The 24992-nt window shown below is 75.5% G+C and carries 2 protein-coding genes; both read right to left on the bottom strand.

The features are described 5' to 3' along the window. Nucleotides 1–231: 231 nt before the first annotated feature. A complete protein-coding gene (locus LO772_RS34445) occupies nucleotides 232–477 on the bottom strand; it encodes an MbtH family protein (RefSeq protein ID WP_231775967.1) in 246 nt (81 codons plus the stop codon). Beyond that, complete coding sequence (locus tag LO772_RS34440; RefSeq protein ID WP_231775966.1) at nucleotides 474–24872, bottom strand: non-ribosomal peptide synthetase; 24399 nt, start codon at nucleotides 24870–24872, stop codon at nucleotides 474–476. Before LO772_RS34440 ends, LO772_RS34445 begins: the two co-directional genes overlap by 4 nt. Nucleotides 24873–24992: the final 120 nt, after the last annotated feature.

The following is a 24992-nucleotide window of genomic DNA, read 5'->3' as shown; positions in this document are numbered from 1 at the left end:
CAACCGACGAGCCGGGAGTGTCGCCCGCCGGATGGTCCGTGTCGGCCGGTCGGGACGGCGCCCCGACGCCGTGCGGCGACGGGCCCGGCCCCTCATCCGTCGAGGGCGGCGGGCCCTCCGGCCCCGGCGGCCCACCGACCGGTCGGGTCGGCGAGCCCGGCCGGGATGCGGTCCCGGGGGGCGGGCCCGGGTCCGTTTCGCCGTGCGTGGTGGCGGTCACCGTCGCTCCCGTCAGTGTTCGGCCGGCACGCGGTCGCCGGAGTCGCCCATGGCCTCGACCAGGCTGCGGGGCCGCATGTCGGTCCAGGTCCGCTCGATGTGGTCGAGGCAGGCCTGGCGGGTGTCCTCGGGGTGGTCGACGCGCCAGCCCGCCGGGACGTCGATCGAGGCGGGCCACAGCGAGTACTGGTCCTCGTGGTTGACCAGGACCAGGTAGCGCGCGTCCTCGTCCTCGAACGGGTTCGTGGTGTCGCTCACGGGTGTCGCCCTTCCTTCGTGGGGTGGTGGGGGTCGTCGGCGGCCGGGCGGGCCGCCGGGTGTTCGGCCACGCGGTCCAGACGGGCGGCCAGTACGGGGCCGATCTGGGCGAGCGAGCCGGGTTGGGTCATGCGGTCGTGCCGCGTGGCCACGTCGTGGGTGTCCACGTCTCCGGCGATGTACGGCTGCCAGGAGTGCGCGCCGGGCGAGTCCGCCTCGCGGTCGATCGTGGAGTTGAACAGCAGCAGGTCGCCGTCGAAGACGCCCGGGACGAAGTCCAGGGCCAGCCGGGCGTTGTTGATCATGATGGCGACGACGGCCTCGATGTGGTGCGGCTCCAGGCCCGCGAGCGCGCTGCCGCGCTTGCGCAGGATCTCCGCGACCTCGTCGAACGTGACCGGGCCCGCGCCGAGTTCCTCGGGGTCGCAGTCCAGGATGCCGACGAGCACGTCGCGTTCGGTGGGCACCGGCGGCTCGTCGAAGTCGACCTCGCCGACCGGGTACGCGTCGAGGATCGCGAGCAGCGCGGTCTCCTCGCCCCGGCGGCGCAGTTCCACCGCCATCGCGTGCGCGATGAGCCCGCCCGCCGACCAGCCGAGGAGTTGGTAGGGGCCGTCCGGCTGGACCTTCTGGACCTGGTCCGCGTAGTCGGCGGCCATCTCCTCGATGGTGGTGGGCCTCGGCTCGGGGCGGGCCAGGCTCCGCGCCTGGAGGGCGTACACCGGCTGGTCGGGGCTGATGTGGTTCATCAGGCCGCAGTACGACCAGCTGATGCCGCCGCCCGGGTGGACGCACCACAGCGGCAGCCTCCGGCCGTGCGGGCGCAGCGGGAGGACGACCTCGAACGCGTCGTCGAGGTTGTCGACGTCGAGCCGGGCGGCGAGCCCCGCGACGGTCGGTGCCTCGAAGAGCGTGCGCAGGCCCAGGGGGACGCCGAGGGTGTCCTTGATGCGCCCGGCGAGGCGCGCGGCGAGGAGGGAGTGCCCGCCCAGGGCGAAGAAGTCGTCGTCGATGTGGACCTGTTCGCGGCCGAGCACGGCGGCGAACAGGTCGCACAGCATCTGTTCCTGCGGCGTGCGCGGGAGGCGTCCGGTGCCCGCCGCCGTGTCGTCGTCGCCGGGGACGGGGAGTGCCGTGCGGTCGACCTTGCCGTTGGGGTTGAGCGGCAGGGCGTCGAGTACGACGAAGACCGACGGGACCATGTACTCGGGCAGGACGCGCCGCAGCCCGGCGGCGAGTTCGGCGGCGAGTTCGGCGGGGTCGAGGTCGGGCCCTTCCGACGCGGCGGCGTCGGCGGTCGCGGGGCCGCCCGTCGTGCCGTCGCCGCTCCCGCGCGCCGGGACGATGTACGCCGTCAGCCGCTTGTCTCCGGGCCGGTCCTCGCGCACCAGCGCGACCGCCTGGGCGACGCCCGGGCAGGCCGCGAGCGCGGTCTCGATCTCGGCGGGTTCGAGCCGGAAGCCGCGGAGTTTGGCCTGGTGGTCGGCGCGGCCGACGAAGTCGAGCGCGCCGCCCGCCCGTCGGCGCACCAGGTCGCCGGTGCGGTACATGCGCTGCCCGGCGGAGCCCCACGGGTCGGCGACGAACCGCTCCGCGGTGCGCCTCGGGTCGCCGTGGTAGCCGCGGGCCACGCCGTCGCCGGCGATGTACAGCTCACCGACGACGCCGGGCGGGACCGGCCGCAGCGCGCCGTCGAGGACGTACAGCCGCATGCCGGGCATCGGCCGGCCGATCGGCACCGGCTGGTCGGCGCCGGGTTCCCCGGTGACCTTGTGGTGCGCCGCGAACGTGGTGGTCTCGGTGGGGCCGTAGCCGTTGACCACGGTGGTGCCGGGGCACGCGCGCAGCACGCGGGCGACCGCGCCGGGCGGGACGACGTCGCCGCCCGTCCAGACCTCGGCGACGCCCGCGAAGCAGTCGGGGAGGCGTTCCGCGACGATCTGGAAGAGCCCGGCGGTCAGCCACAGTCCGGTGACCCGGTGCCGCCGGATCACCGCGCGGAGGTCGTCGGCGTCCAGGTGCCCCGGCGGGGCGACGACGATAGTGCCGCCGCCGAGCAGGGGCGCCCACATCTCGTACGTCGACGCGTCGAACGCGGTCGGCGCGTAGAGCAGCACGCGCTCGTGGGCGCCGCCGCGCCAGGTCGCGGCGAGCGCGAGCGCGGCGACGTCGTGGTGGGTGACCGCGATGCCCTTGGGTTCTCCCGTGGAGCCGGACGTGTACATGACGTACGCGGTCGCACGCGGGTGGCCGGTGGGGGCGGGCGGCGGCTCCGCGGTGGTTCCGGTGCGGCGTGCCTCGTCCTCCATCGCGCTGAGCACGTCGTGGGTGAGGAGCACCCGGGCCCCGGTGCGGCGCAGGATCAGGTCGACGCGGGCGGAGGGGAAGCGCGGGTCGAGCGGGACGTACGCGGCGCCCGCCTTGACGATCGCGAGGACGGCGGCGATGAGGTCGGCCGAGCGGTCGAGCAGCAGCGCCACCGCGTCGCCGGGCCGGACGCCCTGGGCGGCGAGCGCGTGCGCCAGCACGGTGCTGCGTTCGTCCAACTCCCGGTACGTGACGGCGGTTTCGCCGTCCTGGACGGCCACCGCGGTGGGCCGCGACCGGGCGCACCGGGCGAACTCGGCGGGGAGCCAGGCGTCGTCGGGCACGCCCGCGCCCGGCGCGGTGGCCGTGAAGGCGTCGGCCTCGTCGTCGGTGAGCAGGTCGATCGCGCCGATGCGGGTGCCGGGGTCGGCGGCGACGGTGCGCAGCAGGCGCGTCCAGCGCACGAACAGCGCGCGCACGGTGTCGGGGTCGAACAGGTCGCACGCGTATTCGACGGCTCCGGCGATGCCGCACGGTTCGCCGTCGGGCGTGTGGCGCTCCTCGAGGGTGAGGGTGAGGTCGACGCGGGCGGTCCCGGTGGCCACGGCGAGGGGTTCGGTGCGCAGGCCGGTGAGCCGGAACTCCCCGGTGGGGGCGTTCTGGAGGGCCAGCATGACCTGGAAGAGGGGGTGGTGGGCGAGGGACCGGGCGGGGTTGAGCGTCTCGACGAGGTATTCGAACGGCACGTCCTGGTGGGCGTACGCGGCCAGGGACGCGTCCTTGACCCGGGCGAGGAGGTCGGCGAAGGAGGGGTCGCCGGAGGTGTCGGTGCGCAGCACCAGCGTGTTGACGAAGAAGCCCACGAGGTCGTCGAGGGCGTCGTCGGTGCGTCCCGCGATCGGGCTGCCGACGGGGATGTCGGTCCCGGCGCCCATGCGGGTCAGCAGCGCGGCCAGGCCGGCTTGGAGCACCATGAACATGCTGGTGCCGTGGCGTGCCGCGATGTCCCGCAGCAGGGCGTGCAGTTCGGCGTCGAGCGCGACGGGCAGCACGCCGCCGCGGCGACTGGCGGCGGGGGGCCGGGGGCGGTCGGCGGGCAGGTCGACGGCGTCGGGCAGTCCCGCCAACGCGTCCTTCCAGTAGGCGATTTGGTGGGCGAAGCGGCTGTCGGTGTCGGCGTCGTCGCCGAGCAGGTCGCGCTGCCAGAGCGTGTAGTCGGCGTATTGCACGGGCAGCGGCGTCCACGCGGGCTCCTCGCCGCCGTGCCGGGCCGCGTAGGCGGTGGCGAGGTCGCGGGCGAGGGGGCCCATCGACCAGCCGTCGCAGGCGATGTGGTGGACGACGAGCAGCAGGATGTGTTCCGTGGGCCCGAGGACGAACAGGTGGGCGCGGAAGGGTGGTTCGTTCGCCAGGTCGAACGGTGCGGTGGCGTGTCGGGCGAGCGCGCCCTCGTCGCCGTCCGGCAGCGGGATCACTGGCAGGTCGGGCCGGGCCTCGTCCGGGCTCAGGATGTGCTGGTACGGCGTCCCGGCGTCGGTGCGGAAGACCGTGCGCAGGCTCTCGTGCCGGGCGACGACGTCGCCGAGCGCGGCCCGCAGCGCACCGAGGTCCGGCGTCCCGGAGAGGCGCAGGGCGAAGGGCATGTGGTAGGTGGCGTCGTCGCCGTCGAGTTCCCGGAGGAACCACAGGCGGCGCTGCGCGAACGACAGCGGCGACCGCTCCGGGCGCCGCGCGGGCCGCAGCGGCGGCCGGGCGGGCCGGGTGGTCCCGCCGGCGCGCAGGGCCGCCGCGAGCCCGGCGACGGTCGGGGTCTCGAACAGGGCGCGGACGTCGAGTTCCGTGCCGAGCAGCGTGCGGACGCGGGACGCCAGGCGGGTCGCGAGCAGCGAGTGGCCGCCCAGGTCGAAGAAGCTGTCGTCGATCCCGACGCGGGCGACGCCGAGGACGTCCGCGAACAGGTCGGCGAGCACCTGCTCTTCGGGCGTGCGCGGTTCCCGGCCGGCGGAGTCCGTGTCCGCGTGGGGCGCGGGCAGGGCGGCGCGGTCGAGTTTGCCGTGCGCGGTGTACGGCAGCGCGTCCACGACCACGAACGCGGACGGCACGAGGTGGTCCGGCAGCCTGTCGGCGAGCCAGGTGCGCAGCGCGCGCGGCAGTTCGGTGCGGTGCCGGGCGCGCGTGGGGTCGTTGGTGAGCGGGGGTCGTGCGTCGGTCCGGTCGGCGCCCTCGGACGCGGTGTGCCAGGCCCGGACGCATGCGGCGTCGACCGCGCGGACGTCGTCGGCGAAGTAGACGTCGACGGTGTCCGCGTCGTGCGGGGAGCACGCGACGACCGCGACGCAGCCGTGGTGTTCGGCCGTGGTCGCGAAGGTGTCGGGGCCGGGTGCCCCCGCGGTGTCGCGGGAGTCGTCGGCGCGCGTGCGGACACGGGCCACGGGGTCGCCGTCGGCGGCGTCCCGCAGTGCGCGTTCGCGGGCGGTGTCGACGGCGAGGCGGGTGTGGGGCACCCCGGCGAGCCGCACAACGTGTCCCGGGGGGCGCGCGGCGAGCAACCGTTCGACGGCGGGGAGGTCGTCCCATGCGGCGTCGGTGGTCACCGCGGCGGGCGGCTCCGGGGCCGCAGGGTCGCGGCGGCGGAGGACGACGTCGTAGCGGTAGCGGCTGAGTTCGTTGTCGTAGCCGCCGGGCTTGGCCTCGATGCGGACCGCCGCGATGTCCGGCAGCCGGTCCGGTAGGTCCGCGAACATCCGGGGGTCGACGAGGAGTTCGCGTTCGGTCGCCAGTGCGTGGTCGGCGGCGCGGCGCACCTGGGCGGCGGTCGCCCCCGGGCGGGCGCGGTGGATCTGAACGGCCGTCACGAGGCGGCGGTGGAGCCGGAGATCGCGGACGTCGCCGAGGAACAGCGCGCCCCCGGGCGCGAGCAGGGAGACGAGGCGGGCCACCACGTCGTCGAGGTAGGCGCCGGACGGGAAGTACTGCGCCACGGAGTTGACGACGATCGTGTCGAACTCGCCCGCGGGCAGCCCGTCGAGGTCGTGTGCGGGCCGCGTGCCGAGGTGCACGCGGTCGCGCAGCACGGGGTCGGCGGCGACGCGGCGGGACAGCGCGGCGATCGCGGTCGCCGAGAAGTCGGTGGCCCGGTAGCTCACGCAGTGCGGTGCGATGCGGGACAGCAACAGGCCGGTGCCGACCCCGATTTCGAGGACGCGGCGGGGCCGCAGGGCGAGCACGCGCGCGACCGTGCCGTCGCGCCAGGCGCACATCGCGGGGGTGGGGATGGGGGCGCCGTCGTAGCTGTCGTTCCAGCCCGTGAAGTCGTCGGCGCCGGGCAGCGGATGGGTCTCGTGGTCGAGTGGCAGCGCGTCGTAGGTCTCGCGCCAGGTGCCGACGTGTTCGTCCTCCCGGTGCGTGCTGCGACCGGTGTCCGCCGGCACGAGGTAGGCGGCGAGGCGGTCGGTGCCGTGGGGTACGACGGCGGCGTGCGCGACCGCGGGGTGGGCGGTCAGCGCGGCCTCGATCTCGCCGGGCTCGACGCGGTAGCCGCGGACCTTGACCTGGTCGTCGGTCCGCCCGAGATAGTTCAGGACACCGTCCCGGTTCCACCGCGCCACATCCCCCGTGCGATACATACGCGCCCCCGAACTCCCCGCGGGCGCAAACGGATCCGCGACGAACCGCGACGCCGTCAACCCCGGACGCCCCAGGTAGCCCCGCGCGACACCGGGTCCGGCGACATACACCTCGCCCGGGACGCCGGCCGGGACCGGGCGCAGCGCCGCGTCCAGCACGTACACGCGGCTGTTGCGGATGGGACGGCCGATCGGCGGTGCGGCGGCCGGGGTTCCCCGCTCCGGGGCGTGCAGCGGTGTGCTCATGGTGGCGCAGACGGTGGTCTCGGTGGGGCCGTACGCATTCACCATGCGCCGCCCCGGAGCCCACCGCGCCACCAACTCCGGCGCACACGCCTCCCCCGCCACCACCAACGTCCGCAACCCCGCACCCACACCCCCGGCAACCGCCGCCAACGCCGACGGCGGCACCGTCGCATGCGTCACCGACCCATCCCCCAACCCCGACAACGGATCCTCCACCGGCGCCAACACCAACACCGCACCGGACAGAAGAGCGGTGAAGATCTCGGACACGGACGCATCGAAGCTGGGCGACGCCAGGTGGAGGACGCGGTCGTCCGCGCCGATCGCGAAGCGCTCGGTCTGGGCGGCGACGAGGTTGGGCACGCCCGCGTGGCTGACGACGACGCCCTTGGGGCGGCCGGTCGAGCCGGAGGTGTAGATGACGTACGCGGCCTGCGCCGGGTCGATCGGCACCTCGGGGTCGGCGGCGGCGTACGCGGCGGTGTCGAGGACCTGCACCGGGTCGTCGACGACGAACGCCGGGCGGGCGTCGGCCAGCATGAAGTCGATGCGGTCACGCGGGTAGGCCGGGTCGACGGGCAGATAGGCCGCGCCCGCCTTCAGCACCCCCAGCACCGCGACGACCGACGCGACCGAGCGCGGCAGGACGAGCGCCACGATGTCCTCGCGCCCGACCCCGCGCGCCAGCAGGTCGCGCGCGAACCGGTTGGCGAGCGCGTCCAGTTCGCGGTAGGTGAGCCGGGCGTCGCCGCTCACGAGGGCGGGGGCGGACGGGCATCGCGCGGCGCGTGCGGCGAACAGCGCCGGCACGCACGCGTCCGGGTCGTCGGGGTGCGTCGCGCCGTGCGACGCGGCCAGCACGGCGGCGCGTTCGTCGCCGCGCAGCAGGTCGACGCGGCCGAGCGGGACGTCGGGGGCGGCGGCGGCCGAGGCCAGCAGGCCGATCCAGCGTGCCACGATCGCCTCGGCGGTCTCCGGGTCGAACAGGTCGGTCGCGTACTCGGCCGCGCCGATGACCCCGGCGGGCGCGCCGCCGTCGTCGAAGGTCTCGGCGAGGCTCAGGCCGAGGTCGAACTTGGCGGTGCCGGTCGACACCGACGTGGCCCGGACGTCCAGTCCGGGCAGGGTGAACTCGCCCATGGGGGCGTTCTGCAGGGCGAGCAGCACCTGGAACAGCGGGTGGTGCCCGGGGGAACGCGTCGGGTTCAGTTCCTCGACCAGGTGCTCGAACGGCAGGTCCTGGTGGGCGTAGGCGCCGAGCGCGTTCTCCCGGACGCGCCCGATCAGTTCGCGGAACGTGGGGTCGCCGGAGGTGTCGGTGCGCAGCACGAGGGTGTTGACGAAGAAGCCGACCATGTCGTCCATGGCGTGGTCGGTCCGTCCGGCGATGGGGCTGCCTACGGGGATGTCGGTTCCGGCGCCGAGCCGGGTGAGGACCGCGGCGAGTCCCGCGTGCAGCACCATGAACAGGCTCGCCCGGCATTCGCGGGCGAGCGCGGTGAGCGCGGTGTGCAGGCCGGCGTCGAGGCCGACGGCCGCGACGCCGCCGCGGAACGTCGCCGCGGGCGGGCGCGGCCGGTCGGCGGGCAGCCGCAGCAGTTCGGGGGATCCGGCCAACGCGCGCCGCCAGTAGGCGAGTTGCCCGGCGAACCGGCTGTCCGGGTGGTCGCGGTCGCCGAGCAGGTCGTGCTGCCACAGCGTGTAGTCGGCGTAGTGCACCGGCAGCGGCGCCCAGCCGGGCGCGCGGTCGTCGACGCGGGCGGCGTACGCGGTGGCGAGGTCGCGGGCCAGCGGTGCGGTGGACCAGCCGTCGCCGGCGATGTGGTGCACCACCAGCAGCAGCGTGTGCCGGTTCTCGGCCGAGGCGAACAACCGGGCCCGCAGCGGGATTTCGTGGGCGAGGTCGAAGGGTTGCCGGGCGGCGTCGGCGAGCGCGCGGGGCAGGTCCGCCGGGTCGACGGGCTCGGGCGCGGGCAGCGGTGGTCGGGACGCGTCGGCGTCCAGGACGTGCTGGTACGGCACTCCGGCGCGGTCGCGGAAGAGCGTGCGCAGGCTCTCGTGCCGGGCCACGACGTCGCCCAACGCGCGTTCCAGGGCCGTGTGGTCGAGGTTTCCGGCCAGCTCCAGGACGAGCGGGATGTTGTAGGTGGCGCTCGGCCCCTCCATGCGGTGCAGGAACCACAGGCGGCGCTGCGCGTACGACAGCGGCACGGTCGCGGGGCGCTCGCGCCGGACGAGGGCCGGGCGGGTCCCGGACGCCGGGTCGAGGCGCGGCGCCAGCGCGGCGACGGTCGGCGCCTCGAACACCGTGCGCAGGTCGAGTTCCACGCCGAGGACGGCCCGCACCCGTGCGACGAGTTTGGCGGCGAGCAGCGAGTGCCCGCCCAGGTCGAAGAACGAGTCGTCGGCGCCGATCTCGCCGGTGCCGAGGACGTCGGCGAACAGGTCGGCGAGGGCGCGCTCCGGCGCGGTCGCCGGGGCGCGGCCCCGGTCGCGGGCGGTGTCGCGCGGTGTGGGGGCGGGCAGCGCGGCGCGGTCGAGTTTGCCGTTGGCGGTGACCGGCAGCGCGTCGAGGACGACGAACGCGGCGGGCACCATGTGCGGCGGCAGCATGCCGCCCACGTGGTCCCTGAGCCGCGCGGGCGTCGGCATCGCGGTGCCTTCGGCGGGCACGAGGTAGGCGGCGAGGCGGTCGGTGCCGTGGGGTACGACGGCGGCGTGCGCGACCGCGGGGTGGGTGGTCAGCGCGGCCTCGATCTCGCCGGGCTCGATGCGGTAGCCGCGGACCTTGACCTGGTCGTCGGTCCGCCCGAGATAGTCCAGGACACCGTCCCGGTTCCACCGCGCCACATCCCCCGTGCGATACATGCGCGCCCCCGAACTCCCCGCGGGCGCAAACGGATCCGCGACGAACCGCGACGCCGTCAACCCCGTACGCCCCAGGTAGCCCCGCGCGACACCGGCGCCCGCCACATACAGCTCGCCGGGCACGCCGACCGGGACCGGGCGCAGCGCCGCGTCCAGCACGTACACCCGGGCGTTGGTGATGGCCCGGCCGATGGGCGGCGCGATCGGCGCGGCTCCGTCGGCGGGCGGATCGAGCGGTTCGCTCATGGTGGCGCAGACCGTGGTCTCGGTCGGGCCGTACGCATTCACCATGCGCCGCCCCGGAGCCCACCGCGCCACCAACTCCGGCGCACACGCCTCCCCCGCCACCACCAACGTCCGCAACCCCGCACCCACACCCCCGGCAACCGCCGCCAACGCCGACGGCGGCACCGTCGCATGCGTCACCGACCCGTCCCCCAACCCCGACAACGGATCCTCCACCGGCGCCAACACCAACACCGCACCGGACAGAAGAGCCGCGCACAGGTCCCAGAAGGACGCGTCGAAGCTGGGGCTGGACAGTTGCAGGACCCGGGCGGTGCCGTCGAGCCGCAGCCGGCCGATCTGGCTCGCCGCGAGGCTCGCGACGCCGGTGTGGCTGACGACCACGCCCTTGGGGCGGCCGGTCGAGCCGGAGGTGTAGATGACGTACGCGGCCTGCGCCGGGTCGATCGGCACCTCGGGGTCGGCGGCCCGCGCCGGGGCGGTCGGCGGCCTTCCGGGGCGGGCGTCCCGCGCGGGGCTCGCGGCGGGTTCGGGGCCGCCGTCGCGCACGGGCACGGTGACCTGGGTCGGGTCGTCGACCACCAGGGCCGGGCGGGCGTCGGCCAGCATGAAATCGATGCGGTCGCGCGGGTAGGCCGGGTCGACGGGCAGATAGGCCGCGCCCGCCTTCAGCACCCCCAGCACCGCGACCACCCAGGCGACGGAGCGCGGCAGCACCAGCGCCACCACGTCCTCGCGGCCGATGCCGCGCGCCCGCAGGTCGCGCGCGAACCGGTCGGCCAGCGCGTCCAGTTCGCGGTAGGACACCTCGGTGCCGGCGCACGCGAGCGCCGGGGCGTCGCCCCGCTCGGCGACCCGGGTCGCGAACAGCGCCGGGAAGGAGGCCGGGGCGAGGTCGTCCCGGGTCGCGGGGTTGTGGCAGTCGTCGCCGGTCGCGGTCAGCTTCCGCTTCTCGTCGGGGGTCAGCAGCGGCAGTCGGCTGATCGGGGTGCCGGGGTCCTCGGCGGCGGCGGCCAGGAGCCGCAGCCACCGGTGGGCGAGGGTCGCGACGGTGTCGTGGTCGAACAGGTCGGCCGCGTATTCGACGACCGCCTCCAGGCCGGCCGGGCGGCCGTGGGCGTCGCGGCGTTCCTCGACGCTGAAGGTCAGGTCGACGCGTGCGGTGCCGGTGGCGACGCGTACGCCGCGCACCCGCAGGCCGGGCAGGGTGAAGTCGGCGTCCGGGGCGTTCTGCAGCCCCAGCATGACCTGGAACAGCGGGTGGTGCCCGGGCGAGCGCACCGGGTTCAGCTCCTCGACCAGGTGTTCGAACGGCAGGTCCTGGTGGGCGTACGCGGCCAGCGCGTTCTCCCGTACGCGGCCGAGGAGTTCGGCGAAGTCCGGGTCTCCTGAGGTGTCGGTCCGCAGGACGAGGGTGTTGACGAAGAAGCCCACCAGGTCGTCCAGCGCGGGATCGGTCCGGCCGGCCGCGGGGGTGCCCACGACGATGTCGTCGCCCGCGCCGAGGCGCGTGAACAGCGCGGCCAGTCCGGCGTTCAGCACCATGAACAGGCTCGCGCCGGTGCGCCGGGCCAGGGCGGTCAGCGCGGCGTGCGTGTCGGCGTCGGCGTACACGCTGAGGTGGCCGCCGCGCCCGGAGGCGACGGGCGGGCGCGGTCGGTCGGCGGGCAGCCGCAGCAGTTCGGGGGCCCCGTCGAGGGCGCGGCGCCAGTGGGCCAGGCGCCGCGCGGTGATGCTCTCGGGATCGCGGCCGTCCCCGAGGAGTTCGCGCTGCCAGGCGGCGAAATCGGCGTAGGTGACGGGGAGTTCCGGCCACTGCGGGGCGCGGCCGGCCAGCCGTGCGGCGTACGCGTCGGCGAGGTCGCGGGACAGCGGGCGCAGCGACCACCCGTCGCACGCGATGTGGTGGAGCGTCAGGACGAGCACGTGTTCGTCCGCGGCGAGCGCGAACACCGCGGCCCGCAGCGGGATGTCGCGGGTCAGGTCGAAGCGGTGCGCGGCGGCGCGGGCCGCGAGCGCGGCGGCGTCGGCGCCGTCGGCGGGCTCGACCGGCAGCGCCGCGGCGGCGCGGCCCGCCTCGGGGGCCAGGACGCGCTGGTAGGGCACGCCGTCGGCGGTCTCGCCGAGCACGGTGCGCAGCGTCTCGTGCCGGACGACGACGTCGCCGAGCGCGTCGTGCAGCGCGGCGGCGTCGAGTGTGCCGGACAGCCGCAGCACCAGCGGCATGTTGTAGGTCGCGCTGGGCCCTTCCAGGCGGTGCAGGAACCACAGCCGCCGCTGCCCGGACGACAGCGCGACCGGCTCGCCCGGTTCCCGTACGACCGGGCGGAGTTCGGGGCGCTGCGCGGCGTCGGCGTCGTCGAGTGCGGCGGCCAGGCCGGCCACGGTCGGCGTCTCGAAGAGCACCCGCAGCGGCAGTTCGAGGCCCAGCAGGGCGCGCAGCCGGGACACCAGGCGGGTGGCGAGCAGCGAGTGCCCGCCGAGGGCGAAGAAGTCCGCGTCCGCGTCGACGCCGTCCTCGGGCAGGCCCAGGACGCGGGCGAACAGTTCCGCGAGAACGCGCTCGTAGGGCGTGCGGGGCGGGCGTCCGGGGGTTCCGGCCGTTCCATGCCCGCCGGGGTCTCCGCCGTCGCGGGGCGCGGGCACCAGCGGGAGCGCCGCCCGGTCGAGCTTGCCGTTGGCGGTGAGCGGGAGCGGCTTGTCGTGCAGCACGAACAGCGACGGGACCAGGTAGTCCGGCAGTTGCGCGCGCAGCGCGTGCCGCAGCCGCTCGGGGCTCACCGGCGCGTCGCCCCGCGCGGACCGCACGACGTGGGCGACCAGGTGCACGTCTCCGGACCCCGCCCGGCGTGCCACCACGGCGGCCTGGGCGACGCCTTCGCAGCGGCTCAGCACGGACTCGATCTCGCCCGGCTCGACGCGGAAGCCGCGGACCTTCACCTGGTGGTCGCGGCGGCCCAGGTACTCGATCTCGCCGCGGGCGTTCCACCGGGCGAGGTCGCCGGTGCGGTACATGCGCGCGCCCGCGTTCCCGACCGGGGCGTGCGGATCGGCGACGAAGCGCTCCGCGGTCAGGGCGGCACGCCCGAGGTAGCCGCGTGCCAGGGCCTCCCCGGCGACGTACAGCTCACCGGCCACGCCGGGCGGCACAGGGTTCAGCGCGGCGTCCAGGATGTAGACACGCGCGCCCGGGATCGGCCGCCCGATCGGCGGCAGCGCGCCGTGCTCGTCCGCCGGGACGGTGTGGGCGGTGACGACGTGCGTCTCGGCCGGCCCGTAGTGGTTGTGCAGGCCGCGTCCCGGCACGCGGCGCAGGAACGCCCGCAACCCGGCCGTCATGCGCAGCGCCTCGCCCGCCTGCGCGATGGTGCGCAGCGCGGGCAGGTCGAGCCCGGCCTCCCCGGCGGCCTCGGCCAGCGCCTCGATCACCAGCGTCGGCGCGAACAGTTCCGCGACCCGCCGCTCGTCGAGCCAGACCGCGAACAGCTCGGCGCTGCGGCGCTGTTCCTCGGTGGGGACGCACAGTGTCTTGCCGTGGCACAGCGCGGAGAGGATCTCCTGCACCGACACGTCGAAACCCACGGCGGTGAACTGCGCGGTGCGCGTCCCCGCGCCGCCGCCCACGGCGGCGTGGTGCCAGCGCAGCAGGTTCGCCAGCGCGCCGGCGGGCATGCCGACGGCCTTGGGGGTGCCGGTCGAACCGGAGGTGAAGATCAGGTACGCGGGATGCCGCGCGTCCCGCGGGTGCCGCAGGTCCGCGTCGGACGGGTCGTGCGTCGGCAGGGCCGCGCTTTCGGCGGCCCAGTCCGGCGTGTCGAGTGCCAGCAGCGGCACGCCGGTGTCGTCGTGGCCGCACGGGTCCAGGGCGCCGGTGCGGGTGATCAGCAGCGCGGGCCGGGTCTCGGCGAGCATGAGGCGCACGCGAGCGGCCGGGTGTCCGGTGTCGACGGGCATGTACGCGGCACCGGCCTTGAGGATGCCGAGCAGCACGGCGATCGGTTCCGTGCCGCGTGGCAGCGCGACGGCGACGACGTCCTCGGCACCGATGCCGCGCGCGAGGAGGGCGTGCGCGATGCGGTTGGCGTCGGTGTTCAGTTCACGGTAGGTGCGGGTGCCGTCGGCGGCTTCGACGGCGGCCTGGTCCGGCATCGCGCGTACCTGGGCCTCGAACCCGGCCGGGACGGTGTCGGTGTCGTGGCGGGCGGGCCGCGCGGGCGCGGTGCGGGCGGTCGGGAGCGCGAGGAGGGTGCGGCGCTCGTCCGGGGAGAGGATGTCGATCCGGCTGATCGGGCGCCCGGGGTCCGCGGATGCGGCGTCGAGGACGCGCAGCCAGCGCTCCGCGAGAGTGGCCACGGTGGCGCGGTCGAACACGTCGGTGCGGTACTCGACCGCGACGCCGAGCCCGCCGCGGGGATCGCCGGAGTTCCGGCTCACGGCGAAGAACAGGTCGAATTTGGCGGTGGCCGTGCCCACGGTGACGGGCTCCGAGGCCAGCCCCGGAATGCCGAGGCCGCCGTCGGAGGCGTTCTGCAGCGCGAGCATGACCTGGAAGAGGGGGTGGTGGGCGAGGGACCGGGCGGGGTTGACCGCCTCGACGACCTGTTCGAACGGGGCGTCCTGGTGCGCGTACGCACCCAGCGCCGACTCCCGCACCCGGTCCAGGAGTTCGCCGAACGACGGATCACCCGACGTATCGGTGCGCAACACCAGCGTGTTCACGAAGAACCCGACCAGATCATCCAACGCCGCATCCGAACGCCCCGCCACGGGCGTCCCGATCGGCACATCCGTCCCCGCACCGAGACGCGTCAACAACGCCGCCAACGCGGCGTGCAGCACCATGTGCACGCTCGCCCCCCGACGCCTCGCCAACTCACCCAACCGGGCGTGCAGTTCCTCGCGGATGTGGAGGGCGACGTGGTCCCCGGCATGGCCCGCGACGGGCGGGCGGGGGCGGTCGAAGGGCAGGGCCAGGTGCTCGGGCAGGCCGTCGAGAGTCCTTTTCCAGTACGCGAGTTGGCGGCTCAGGAGGCTGTCCGGCTCGGCGCGGTCGCCCAGCAGGTCGCGCTGCCACACGGCGTAGTCCGCGTACTGCACCGGCAGGGGGCCGTGGGACGGGGGCGTGCCGTCACGGCGCGCCACATACGCCGCGGCCAGGTCGCGCGCCAGGGGTCCGACCGACCAGCCGTCAGCCGCGATGTGGTGCACCACCAGCAGGAGCACATGCTCGTCGTCTCCGATCGCGAAGAGGTCGGCGCGGAGCGGCGGTTCGACCGCGAGGTCGAAGGCTCGGCGCGCGGCGGCGGCGAGGCGGTCGGTCAGGTCGGCCGGTTCCGTGGCGGTCACGCGCAGCGGGACAAGGGTGTCGCCGGGCGGCAGGATGTGCTGCCGGGGTACGCCGTCGGTGTCCGGGAACACCGTGCGCAGGCTCTCGTGGCGCGCCACGACATCACCCAGCGCCGCCGCCAACGCGGCACGATCCAACCCACCCGTCAGCCGCAGCGCCAACGGGATGTTGTACGCCGCCCCCAACGCCTCCATCCGATCCACGAACCACAACCGCCGCTGCGCAAACGACAACGGCACCACCGCCGGACGCTCCCCCACCGCCCGCACCACCGGACGCTCGGCCGCGGCGGCTCGGGCGACGCGCTCCGCGAGACCCGCGACCGTCGGCGCGTCGAACAGGTCCCGCAAAGCGAGTTCCGCGCCCAACACGGTCCGCACCCGCGCCACCAGCCGCGCCGCCGACAACGAATGCCCGCCCAAATCGAAGAACGAGTCCCCCGCACCCACCCGCTCCACCGCGACACCCAACACCTCGGCGAACAACCCCGCGAGAGCCACCTCGGCGGACGAGCGCGGTCCGCGCGTGGGGGTGTCGGGGGTGTCCCAGGTGGGCACGGGCAGGGCGGCGCGGTCCAGCTTGCCGTTCACCAGCAGCGGCAGTTCGTCCAGTGGCACGAACGCCGACGGCACCATGTAGCCGGGCAGGCGCGCCTCCAGATGAGCGCGCAGCGCCGAGGTGTCGGGGGCCGCGCCGGGCTCGGAAACGACGTATGCCACAAGGCGGTTGTCGTGGGCGAGGACCACCGAGCGGGCGACGTCCGGGTGGTCGGCGAGCACGGTCTCGATCTCGCCCGGCTCGATGCGGTAGCCGCGTACCTTGACCTGGTCGTCGGCGCGCCCGAGGAAGTCGAGGGCGCCGTCGGGGCGCACCCGGGCCACGTCGCCGGTGCGGTACATGACGGCGCCCGGTGCGCCGTGTGGATCGGCCACGAACCGCTCGGCGGTCAGCGCCGGGCGGCGCAGGTAGCCTCGGGCGAGGCCCGGGCCGGCGACGTACAGCTCGCCCGGCACCCCCGACGGGACCGGCCGCAGGGCCGCGTCGAGCACGTAGGTGCGGGCGCCCGTCACCGGCCGTCCGATCGGCGGCGTCGCGGCGGCGTCCGCCGCCAGGGGGCCGGTCATGGTCGCCACGACGGTGGTCTCGGACGGTCCGTACGCGTTGCGCAGCCGCCGGTTCGCTGCCCAGCGGGCGACCAGGTCGGCCGGGCACGCCTCGCCGCCGACCACCAGCGACCCGGCGGTGACGTCCGCGTCCCCGAGCGCGGCGAGCGCCGACGGGGGTACGAGTGCGTGGGTGAGGCGGGATCCGGGGTCGGTGAGGGCGCGCAGCGGGTCGTCGACGGGTGCGAGGACCAGTGTGGCGCCGTGCAGCAGCGCGACGACCAGGTCCCAGAAGGCCATGTCGAAGCTCGGGGACGCGAATTGGAGGACGCGGCTTCCGGGGCCTGTGCCCAGCCGCGCGCTTTCCGCGGCGAGGTTGGCGATGCCGGTGTGCGGCACGACGACGCCCTTGGGGCGGCCGGTCGAGCCGGAGGTGTGGATGACGTAGGCGGGGTGCTCCGGCCGGAGTGCCGCCGGGGCGGCCTGGGGCTCCCGCGCGTCGTCGCCCGGCCCGGGCGGGAGCCCCGCGGCCACGCCGGAGATCGGTGCCGCGTCGTCCAGGACGAGTGCCGGGGCGGCGTCGTCGAGGAGGTGCCGCAGGCGCGCCTCGGGGAGCCGGGGGTCGACCGGCAGGTACGCGGCACCGGACGCGAGGACGCCGAGCACCGCGACGACCTGCGGCACGCCGCGCGGCAGCGTGATCGCGACGAGGTCTTCGGGGCCGATGCCGCGCGCGGTGAGGGCGCGGGCGACCCGTGCGGCGCGGGCGTCGAGTTCGCGGTAGGTGAGCTGTTCGCCGTCCGCGCCTTCGAGGGCCGTCGCGTCGGGCGTGGCGCGCACCTGCGCGGCGAACATCTCCGGGAAGGTCCGCGCGGGCTCGGCGGCGGGACCGGTGGCGGTGCCCAGGATCGCGCGGTGCTCGCGGGGGGCGAGGATCGGGATCCGGCCGATGGATTGCCCCGGATCGGCGGCGACGGCCGTCAGGACGCGCAGCCAGCGCTCCGCGAGGGCGGCGACGGCGGCGCGGTCGAACAGGTCGGTGCGGAATTCGATCGTGCCGGTGAGCCCGCCGTCCCCCGGATCGGTCAGGGCGAACGTGAGGTCGTACTTGGCGGTGTCCGTCCACAGCCGCGTCTCCGCGACGGCGAGGCCGGGCAGTTCGGGGAGTCGCGGAGCGCCGTGCTCCAGGGTGAGCATGACCTGGAACAGCGGGTGGTGGGCGGCCGACCTGGTGGGGTTGACCGCTTCGACGACCTGTTCGAACGGGGCGTCCTGGTGCGCGTACGCACCCAGCGCCGACTCCCGCACCCGGTCCAGGAGTTCGCCGAACGACGGATCACCCGACGTATCGGTGCGCAACACCAGCGTGTTCACGAAGAACCCGACCAGATCATCCAACGCCGCATCCGAACGCCCCGCCACGGGCGTCCCGATCGGCACATCCGTCCCCGCACCGAGACGCGTCAACAACGCCGCCAACGCGGCGTGCAGCACCATGTGCACGCTCGCCCCCCGACGCCTCGCCAACTCACCCAACCGGGCGTGCAGTTCGGCGTCGACGCGGATGGGCACACGGTCGCCGTCCGGGGCGGCGGCGAGCGGCACCGGGTGCGCGAACGGCAGCGTGATGCGGTCCGGCAGGCCGTCCAAGGTGCGTTGCCAGTAGGCGAGTTGACGGCTGACGAGGCTGTCGGGGTCGTCGCGGTCGCCGAGCAGTTCGTGCTGCCACAGCGTGTAGTCGGCGTATTGCACGGGCAGTTCCGGCCGACCGGGGACCTCGCCCGCGCGGCGGGCGGTGTACGCCGCGGCCAGGTCGCGGGTGAGCGGCACGGTGGACCAGCCGTCGCCCGCGATGTGGTGCAGTACGAGCACCAGCACGTGTTCGTCGGTGTCGACCGCGAACAGGGCGGCGCGCAGCGGTGGTTCGGAGGCGAGGTCGAACGGGCGGCGGGCGGTCTCGGCCACCAGCCGGTCGAGTTCGCCGGGGTCCGTTTGCCGCGACGGCAGCGCGATCCGGCAGCGGTCCGGCGGCAGGATGTGCTGTCGGGGCACGCCGTCGGTGTCCGGGAACACCGTGCGCAGGCTTTCGTGCCGTGCGATGACGTCACCGAGCGCCGCCTCCAACGCCGCACGATCCAACCCACCCGTCAACCGCAGCGCGAAGGGGATGTTGTACGCCGCCCGCCACGCCCCCATCCGATCCACAAACCACAACCGCCGCTGCGCAAACGACAACGGCACCACCGCCGGACGCTCCCCCACCGCCCGCACCACCGGACGCTCCGACACCCCCGCCGCCGCCACACGCTCGGCCAGACCGGCCACCGTCGGCGCGTCGAACAGATCCCGCAACCCGAGTTCCGCACCCGACACGGCCCGCACCCGCGCCACCAGCCGCGCCGCCGACAACGAATGCCCACCCAGATCGAAGAACGAGTCCCCCGCACCCACCCCCTCCATCGCGACACCCAGCACCTCGGCGAACAACCCCGCGACGACCAGCTCTTCGGGCGAGCGCGGCGCGCGGCCCGCGGCGTCGGCGGAGCCGTCCCATCGCGGTGCCGGGAGCGCCGAGCGGTCCAGCTTGCCGTTGACGGTCAGCGGGAGCGCGTCGACCACGACGACGGCGGCGGGGACCATGTAGTGCGGCAGGAGGCCGCGCGTGTGTGTGCGGAGTGCCGCGGCGTCGACGGTCCGGCCGGTCTCGGGGACGACGTACGCGACCAGGCGTGTGTCGTCGGCGCGTTCGCGGCGCGCCACGACGACCGCGTGGGCGACCTCGTCGCGGGCCGCGAGGACGGCCTCGATCTCGCCGGGTTCGACGCGGAACCCGCGCACCTGGACCTGCTGGTCGCCGCGCCCGACGTACTCCAGCGCGAGGCCGCCGCCGGTGTCGGGGCGCCACCGCACGATGTCGCCGCTGCGGTACATGCGGCCACCGGCGTCGCCGGTGAACGGGTCGGCCACGAACCGCCCGGCGGTCAGCCCCGGACGGCCGAGGTAGCCGCGCGCGAGGCCGCCGCCCGCGACGTACAGCTCCCCGGGGACACCGGGCGGGACCGGCTGGAGGGCGGCGTCCAGGACGTACAGGCGCAGGTCGCTGATCGCGCCGCCGATGACGCTGCCGGTCCCGTCGGCCGCGTGGTCGCGGCCGAGGGCGGCGTGCGTGACGTGCACGGTCGTCTCGGTGATGCCGTACATGTTGACGAGCGCCGGGGCGGTGTCGGCGTGCCGCTCGTACCAGTCGCGCAGCCGGGTGGGATCGAGGGCTTCGCCGCCGAACACGACGGTGCGCAGTGCGAGTCGGCGGCCGGTCTCGGGGTCGTCGCGGTCGGCCCGGGCGAGTTGGTGGAACGCGGACGGGGTCTGGTTGAGGACGGTGACGCGTTCCTCCGCGAGCAGGCGCAGGAAGCGGTCGGGGGTCCGGGCGGTCTCGAACGGCACGACGACGAGGCGTCCGCCGTGCAGCAGCGCGCCCCAGAGTTCCCATACGGAGAAGTCGAACGCGGAGGAGTGGAACAGGGTCCACACGTCGTCGGGTCCGAAGCCGAACACCGGCGCGGTCGCGGTGAACAGCCGCATGACGTTGCGGTGGGTGACCACGACGCCCTTGGGGCGGCCGGTCGAACCGGACGTATAGATGACGTAGGCGCCGTTGTCCGGTCCGGCCGCGGCCGGGCAGGCGAAGTCCTCGTCGTATCCGGCGAGTTCGGTAGGGAAGGCCGGATCGTCCAGGACGATGCGGGGGGTGCCGGCCGACCCGTGGGGCGGCGCCGTGTCGCGGTCGGTGAGCAGCAGGGCCGGGCGGGCGTCGTCGAGGATCAGGGCGAGGCGGTCGGCGGGCGCGTCGGGGTCGAGCGGCAGGTACGCGGCGCCGGCCTTGTGCACCGCGAGGACGGCGGCCACGAGGTCGAGTGAGCGGGGCAACGCGAGGGCGACCAGGTCCTCCCGGCCCACACCGCGCGCGTGCAGGGCGTGCGCGATGTGGTTCGCGCGGGCGTCGAGCCGGCCGTAGGTGAGGGATTCGGCGCCGCAGACGACCGCGACGCGGTCCGGGGTCGAGCGGGCCTGCTCGGCGAAGCGCGCCACCGGCGTGTCCGCGTGTCCGGCCGCGGGGGCGGGCGCGGGCGCGGCGGGCCGGGGCGCAGGCATGACCCGGTCGGCCTCGCCGTCGAGCAGGACACCGATGCGGCCGATGGGCCGCGCCGGGTCGTCGGCGACCGCGCGCAGCACGCGAAGCCAGCGGGCCGCGAGGGCTTCGGCTCCCGCCCGGGTGAACAGGTCGGTGCGGAACTCCAGGACACCGGCCAGGCCGCCGTCCGTCGGCTGCTCGGTGAGATTCCAGAACAGGTCGAACTTGGCGGTCCCGGTGCCGACGACCACGGTTTCGGCGGCGAGGCCGGGCAGGGCGAAGTCGCCCGCGGGGGCGTTCTGCAGCGCCAGCATCGTCTGGAACAGCGGGTGGTGGGCGGCCGACCTGGTGGGGTTGACCGCTTCGACGACCTGTTCGAACGGGGCGTCCTGGTGCGCGTACGCACCCAGCGCCGACTCCCGCACCCGGTCCAGGAGTTCGCCGAACGACGGATCACCCGACGTATCGGTGCGCAACACCAGCGTGTTGACGAAGAACCCGACCAGGTCATCCAGCGCCGCGTCCGAACGCCCCGCGACCGGCGTCCCGATGGGCACATCCGTCCCCGCACCGAGACGCGTCAACAGCGCGGCGAGGGCCGCGTGCAGCACCATGTGCAGGCTGACGCCGCGGCTCCTGGCCAACGCGCCCAGCCGGGCGGCGAGTCGGGGGTCGACGCGCAGCGGCACCTGGTCGCCGTGGCGGGCGGCGACCGGCGGCGCGGGGTGGTCGTACGGCAGGAGGACGCGCTGCGGAAGACCGGCCAACGCGGTGGTCCAGTAGTCGAGTTGGGTCCGGGCGAGCGCGTCGCCGACGAGCAGTTCGCGCTGCCACAGCGTGTAGTCGGCGTACTGCACCGGCAGCGGGTCCCACGCGGGGGCACGGCCGTCGGCGCGGGCCGCGTAGGCGGCGGCCAGGTCGCGGGCCAGCGGCTGCGTGGACCAGCCGTCGCCCGCGATGTGGTGCAGCACGAGCAGCAGCACGTGTTCGTCCGGGCCGACCGCGAACAGGGCGGCGCGCAGCGGGATCTCACGCGTGAGGTCGAAGCCTCGGCGGGCCGCGTCGGCGAGTGCGGCGGCCAAGCCCTCCGGCGCGATCGCGACGACCGGCAGCGGGACGCGGACGTCGTCCGCGGGCAGCACGCGCTGCACGGGCGCCCCGTCGTGCTCGGTGACGAGCGTGCGCAGGCTTTCGTGGCGGGCCGCCACGTCGGTCAGCGCCCGGGCCAGGGCGTCGGGGGCGAGGTCGCCGGTCAGGCGCAGGGCGAACGGGATGTGGTACGTCGCGCCGAGGTCTCCGGCGCGGTGCAGGAACCACAGGCGGCCCTGCGCGTACGACAGCGGCACGTGCGCGGGGCGGGGCTCGCTGCGGCACAGCGCGAGGCGTGCCGCCCCGGCTCCGCGCAGCCGGGACGCGAAACCGGCGACCGTGGGCGCGTCGAACAGCGCGCGCAGCTCGGCTTCGACGCCGAGCACCGCCCGGACGCGCGCGATCAGGCGCGTCGCGAGGAGCGAGTGTCCGCCCAGGTCGAAGAACGAGTCGTCGGCGGCGACGCGCCCGGGCGGCATGCCGAGGACTTCCGCGAACAGCCCGGCCACGGCCACCTCGTCGGGTGTGCGCGGCATCCGGCCGGGCGCGGCGGCGCGGGCGTCCCACGTCGGGGCGGGGAGCGCGGCGCGGTCGAGTTTGCCGGTCGCGGTCAGCGGCATCGCGTCGAGGCCGACGACCGCCGACGGCACCTGGTGGCGCGGCAGGCGCTCCCGCAGGCGGCGCTCCGCCTCGGGGCCCGCGGCGCTCGCGGGTGCGACGTAGGCCACCAGGCGGTCGTCGCGCGCGACGACGACGGCCTGCGCGACCCCGGGCTCCTCGCGCAGCACGGCCTCGATCTCGCCCGGCTCGACGCGGAAGCCGCGCACCTGCACCTGGTCGTCGGTGCGGCCCAGGAACTCCAGCGCCCCGTCCGCGCGCAGGCGGGCCAGGTCTCCGGTGCGGTACATGCGGGCGCCCGGTTCGGTCGCGCGGGGATCGGCGACGAACCGCTCCGCCGTCGCCGCCGGGCGGCCGGCGTAGCCGCGCGCCAATCCCGCGCCCGCGACGTACAGTTCCCCGGCGACGCCAACCGGCATCGGCCGCAGCGCCGCGTCGAGGACGTACGCGCGCACGCCGGGCACCGGGCGGCCGATCACCGGGGCCGCGCCCCGCACGGGGGCCGCGAGCGCGTCGACGGTGCACTCGGTGGGCCCATAGCAGTTCCACGCGGCGGTGGCGGGCAGCGCGGCCAGGCGCTCCCACAGCACGGGCGGCACGGCGTCGCCGCCGACGACGGCCACGGCCGGGCACGCGCCGCGGGACGGGTCGAACACGCCGCGGTCGAGGAGGGCGCCCATCCACGCCGGGGGCGCGTTGAGGAAGTCGATGCCGTCCGCCGCCACCCACGCGGCGACCGCGTCGGGGTCGTTCCACGTGTCGCGGTCCACAACGTGCAGCGTGTGCCCGTGGGCGAGCGCGGCCAGTTGGTCCCACGACGCGTCGAACGCCGCCGACGTCGTCAACGCGACGCGCAACGGCCGCGCCCCGGTGCGCTCCGCCGCCGACGCGAACATCGCGGCGCTCTGGCCCGTCACGAGGTTCGCCAGCGCCTCGTGCGTGACGGTGACGCCCTTCGGACGGCCGGTCGAGCCCGAGGTGTGGATGACGTACGCGGGATGCCCGGACGACGGCGCCGCCCACGTCGGCGGGACGTCGGGCAGCCCGGCGATCCGCTCCCGCGTCCCCGGGTCGTCCGGGACGAGGGTGGGCGCGTCGAAACCGTGTGCGCGCGCCGCCTCGGCGGTCGTCACCACCAGCACCGGCCGCACGTCGGCGACCAGGGCGGCGAGCCGCGCCGGCGGGTAGTCCGGGTCCAACGGCACATACGCCGCACCGGACTTGAGCACCGCAAGGATCGCCGTCACCAGGTCCGCGCCGCGCGGCAGCGCCACACCGACCACCCGCTCCGGCCGCGCACCGCGGGCGCGCAGCGCCCGCGCGAGCCTGGTGGCCCGCGCGTCCAACTCCGCGTAGGTCAGCGTCACGCGGGCCCCGTCGGCGTCGCGGGCGACGAGTGCGGTCTCGTCCGGCGTCGCCCGGACGCGGGCCTCGAACAGTGCGGGAACGGTCGCCGGTTTCCCGGCCGTTCGCGGCGCGGTCGCCACGGCCGAGCGCGGCTCGTCGACGAGCAGGAGGTCGAAGTCATCGAGCGGGCAGTCGGGTTCGGCACCGGCCACGGCGTCGACGAGGCGCAGGATGCGGGCCTGGTGGGCGGCCAGATCGGCGTCTCCGTAGCGGGCCGGGTCGGCGTGCAGGACAACCGAAGGGGCCTCGCCGTCCCGGCGGTCCCACACACCCACCGACAGGTCGGTGATCGGACCCATCGACTCGTTGTACGCCGTCGCCGGGTGCCCGCCGAACGCGACGTCCTGCGCGAACCCCATGAAGTTCACCACGGGGGAGAACGCCGCGCCGGACGCCACCGGCAGACGCAGGTCGCGCCGCAACTCCTCGCCCCGGTACCGCTGGTGCGCCACCGCCTCGCGCACCCGCGCGTCGATCCCGGCGACCAGCGCGCCGAGGGTCGTGCCGGGCCGGACCTCCAGGCGCAGCGGCACGACATTCGACATCATGCCGGGCACGCGGCGTGCCGGCCTGCCGGAGCGTCCGGTGACCGCGAGCCCGAGCACGAGGTCCCGGGCGCCGGTGAACCGGTGCGCGTACACCGCCACCGCCGCCACCAGCAGCCGCGACTGCGGCACACCGAACCGCCGCGCGGCGGCGGCGAGCGCGTCGGGCTCGGCCAGCGCGCGGAACGGGGTGCGGCGTGCGGTGCGCCGCTCGGGGTCGGGATCGCGCGGCGCGGCCGTCTCCGACAGCAGCCGGGCCCGGGGGCGGTCGGCGAGCAGCGCCGTCCAGTAGGCGCGGTCGGCGGCGAAGTCGTCGGACGCGCGGTAGGCCTCGTCCGCACCGACGAGTTCGCGCAGCGGCCCGAGCGGTGTCGCCGGGGGCTCGGCTCCCGCGACCAGCGCGGAGTAGATGGCGGCGAGGCGCCGGACGACGAGGTTGAACGCGTAGCCGTCCATGGCGATGTGGTGGTAGCTGTGGAACCACCAGAAGCGGTCGTCGCCGAGCTTGATCAGCGCGTACGAGAACCACGGCCCGCGCGCGATGTCGAGCGGCCGTGCGAGGTCGCGGTCCACCCAGGCGCGGGCCGCCGCCCGCGGATCGTCCCGGTCGGAGACGTCGACGAACGTCAACGGCGCGTCGGGGGCCTCCCCCACGAACTGCGCGGGCCCGTCCGGGGTTTCGACGATCCGGGAGCGCAGCGCGTCGGCCTCGCCGACCAGACGGCGCACGGCCTCCGCGAAGACGGTCGGGTCGACGGCACCGCGGATGTCCAGGTACTCGCCGATCCGGTACGCGGGGTCGCCGTCCGCGCGTTGCTCCGCCAACCACACCTCGCGCTGCGCGGCGGTCAGGGGCGTCACCTCGGCACCGTCGGCGACAACCTCCGGGCCGACCGATCGACCGTGACGAGACAAGGGGGTACCTCCAAATGACTACCGACCGTGCCCAGGGCGGCGGAACAGGCCGCGCCGGCGCGAGAC

Origin of the sequence: Yinghuangia sp. ASG 101, assembly GCF_021165735.1 — a bacterium.
Lineage (GTDB): Bacteria > Actinomycetota > Actinomycetes > Streptomycetales > Streptomycetaceae > Yinghuangia.
This window is presented reverse-complemented; position numbering and strand designations above follow the sequence as displayed.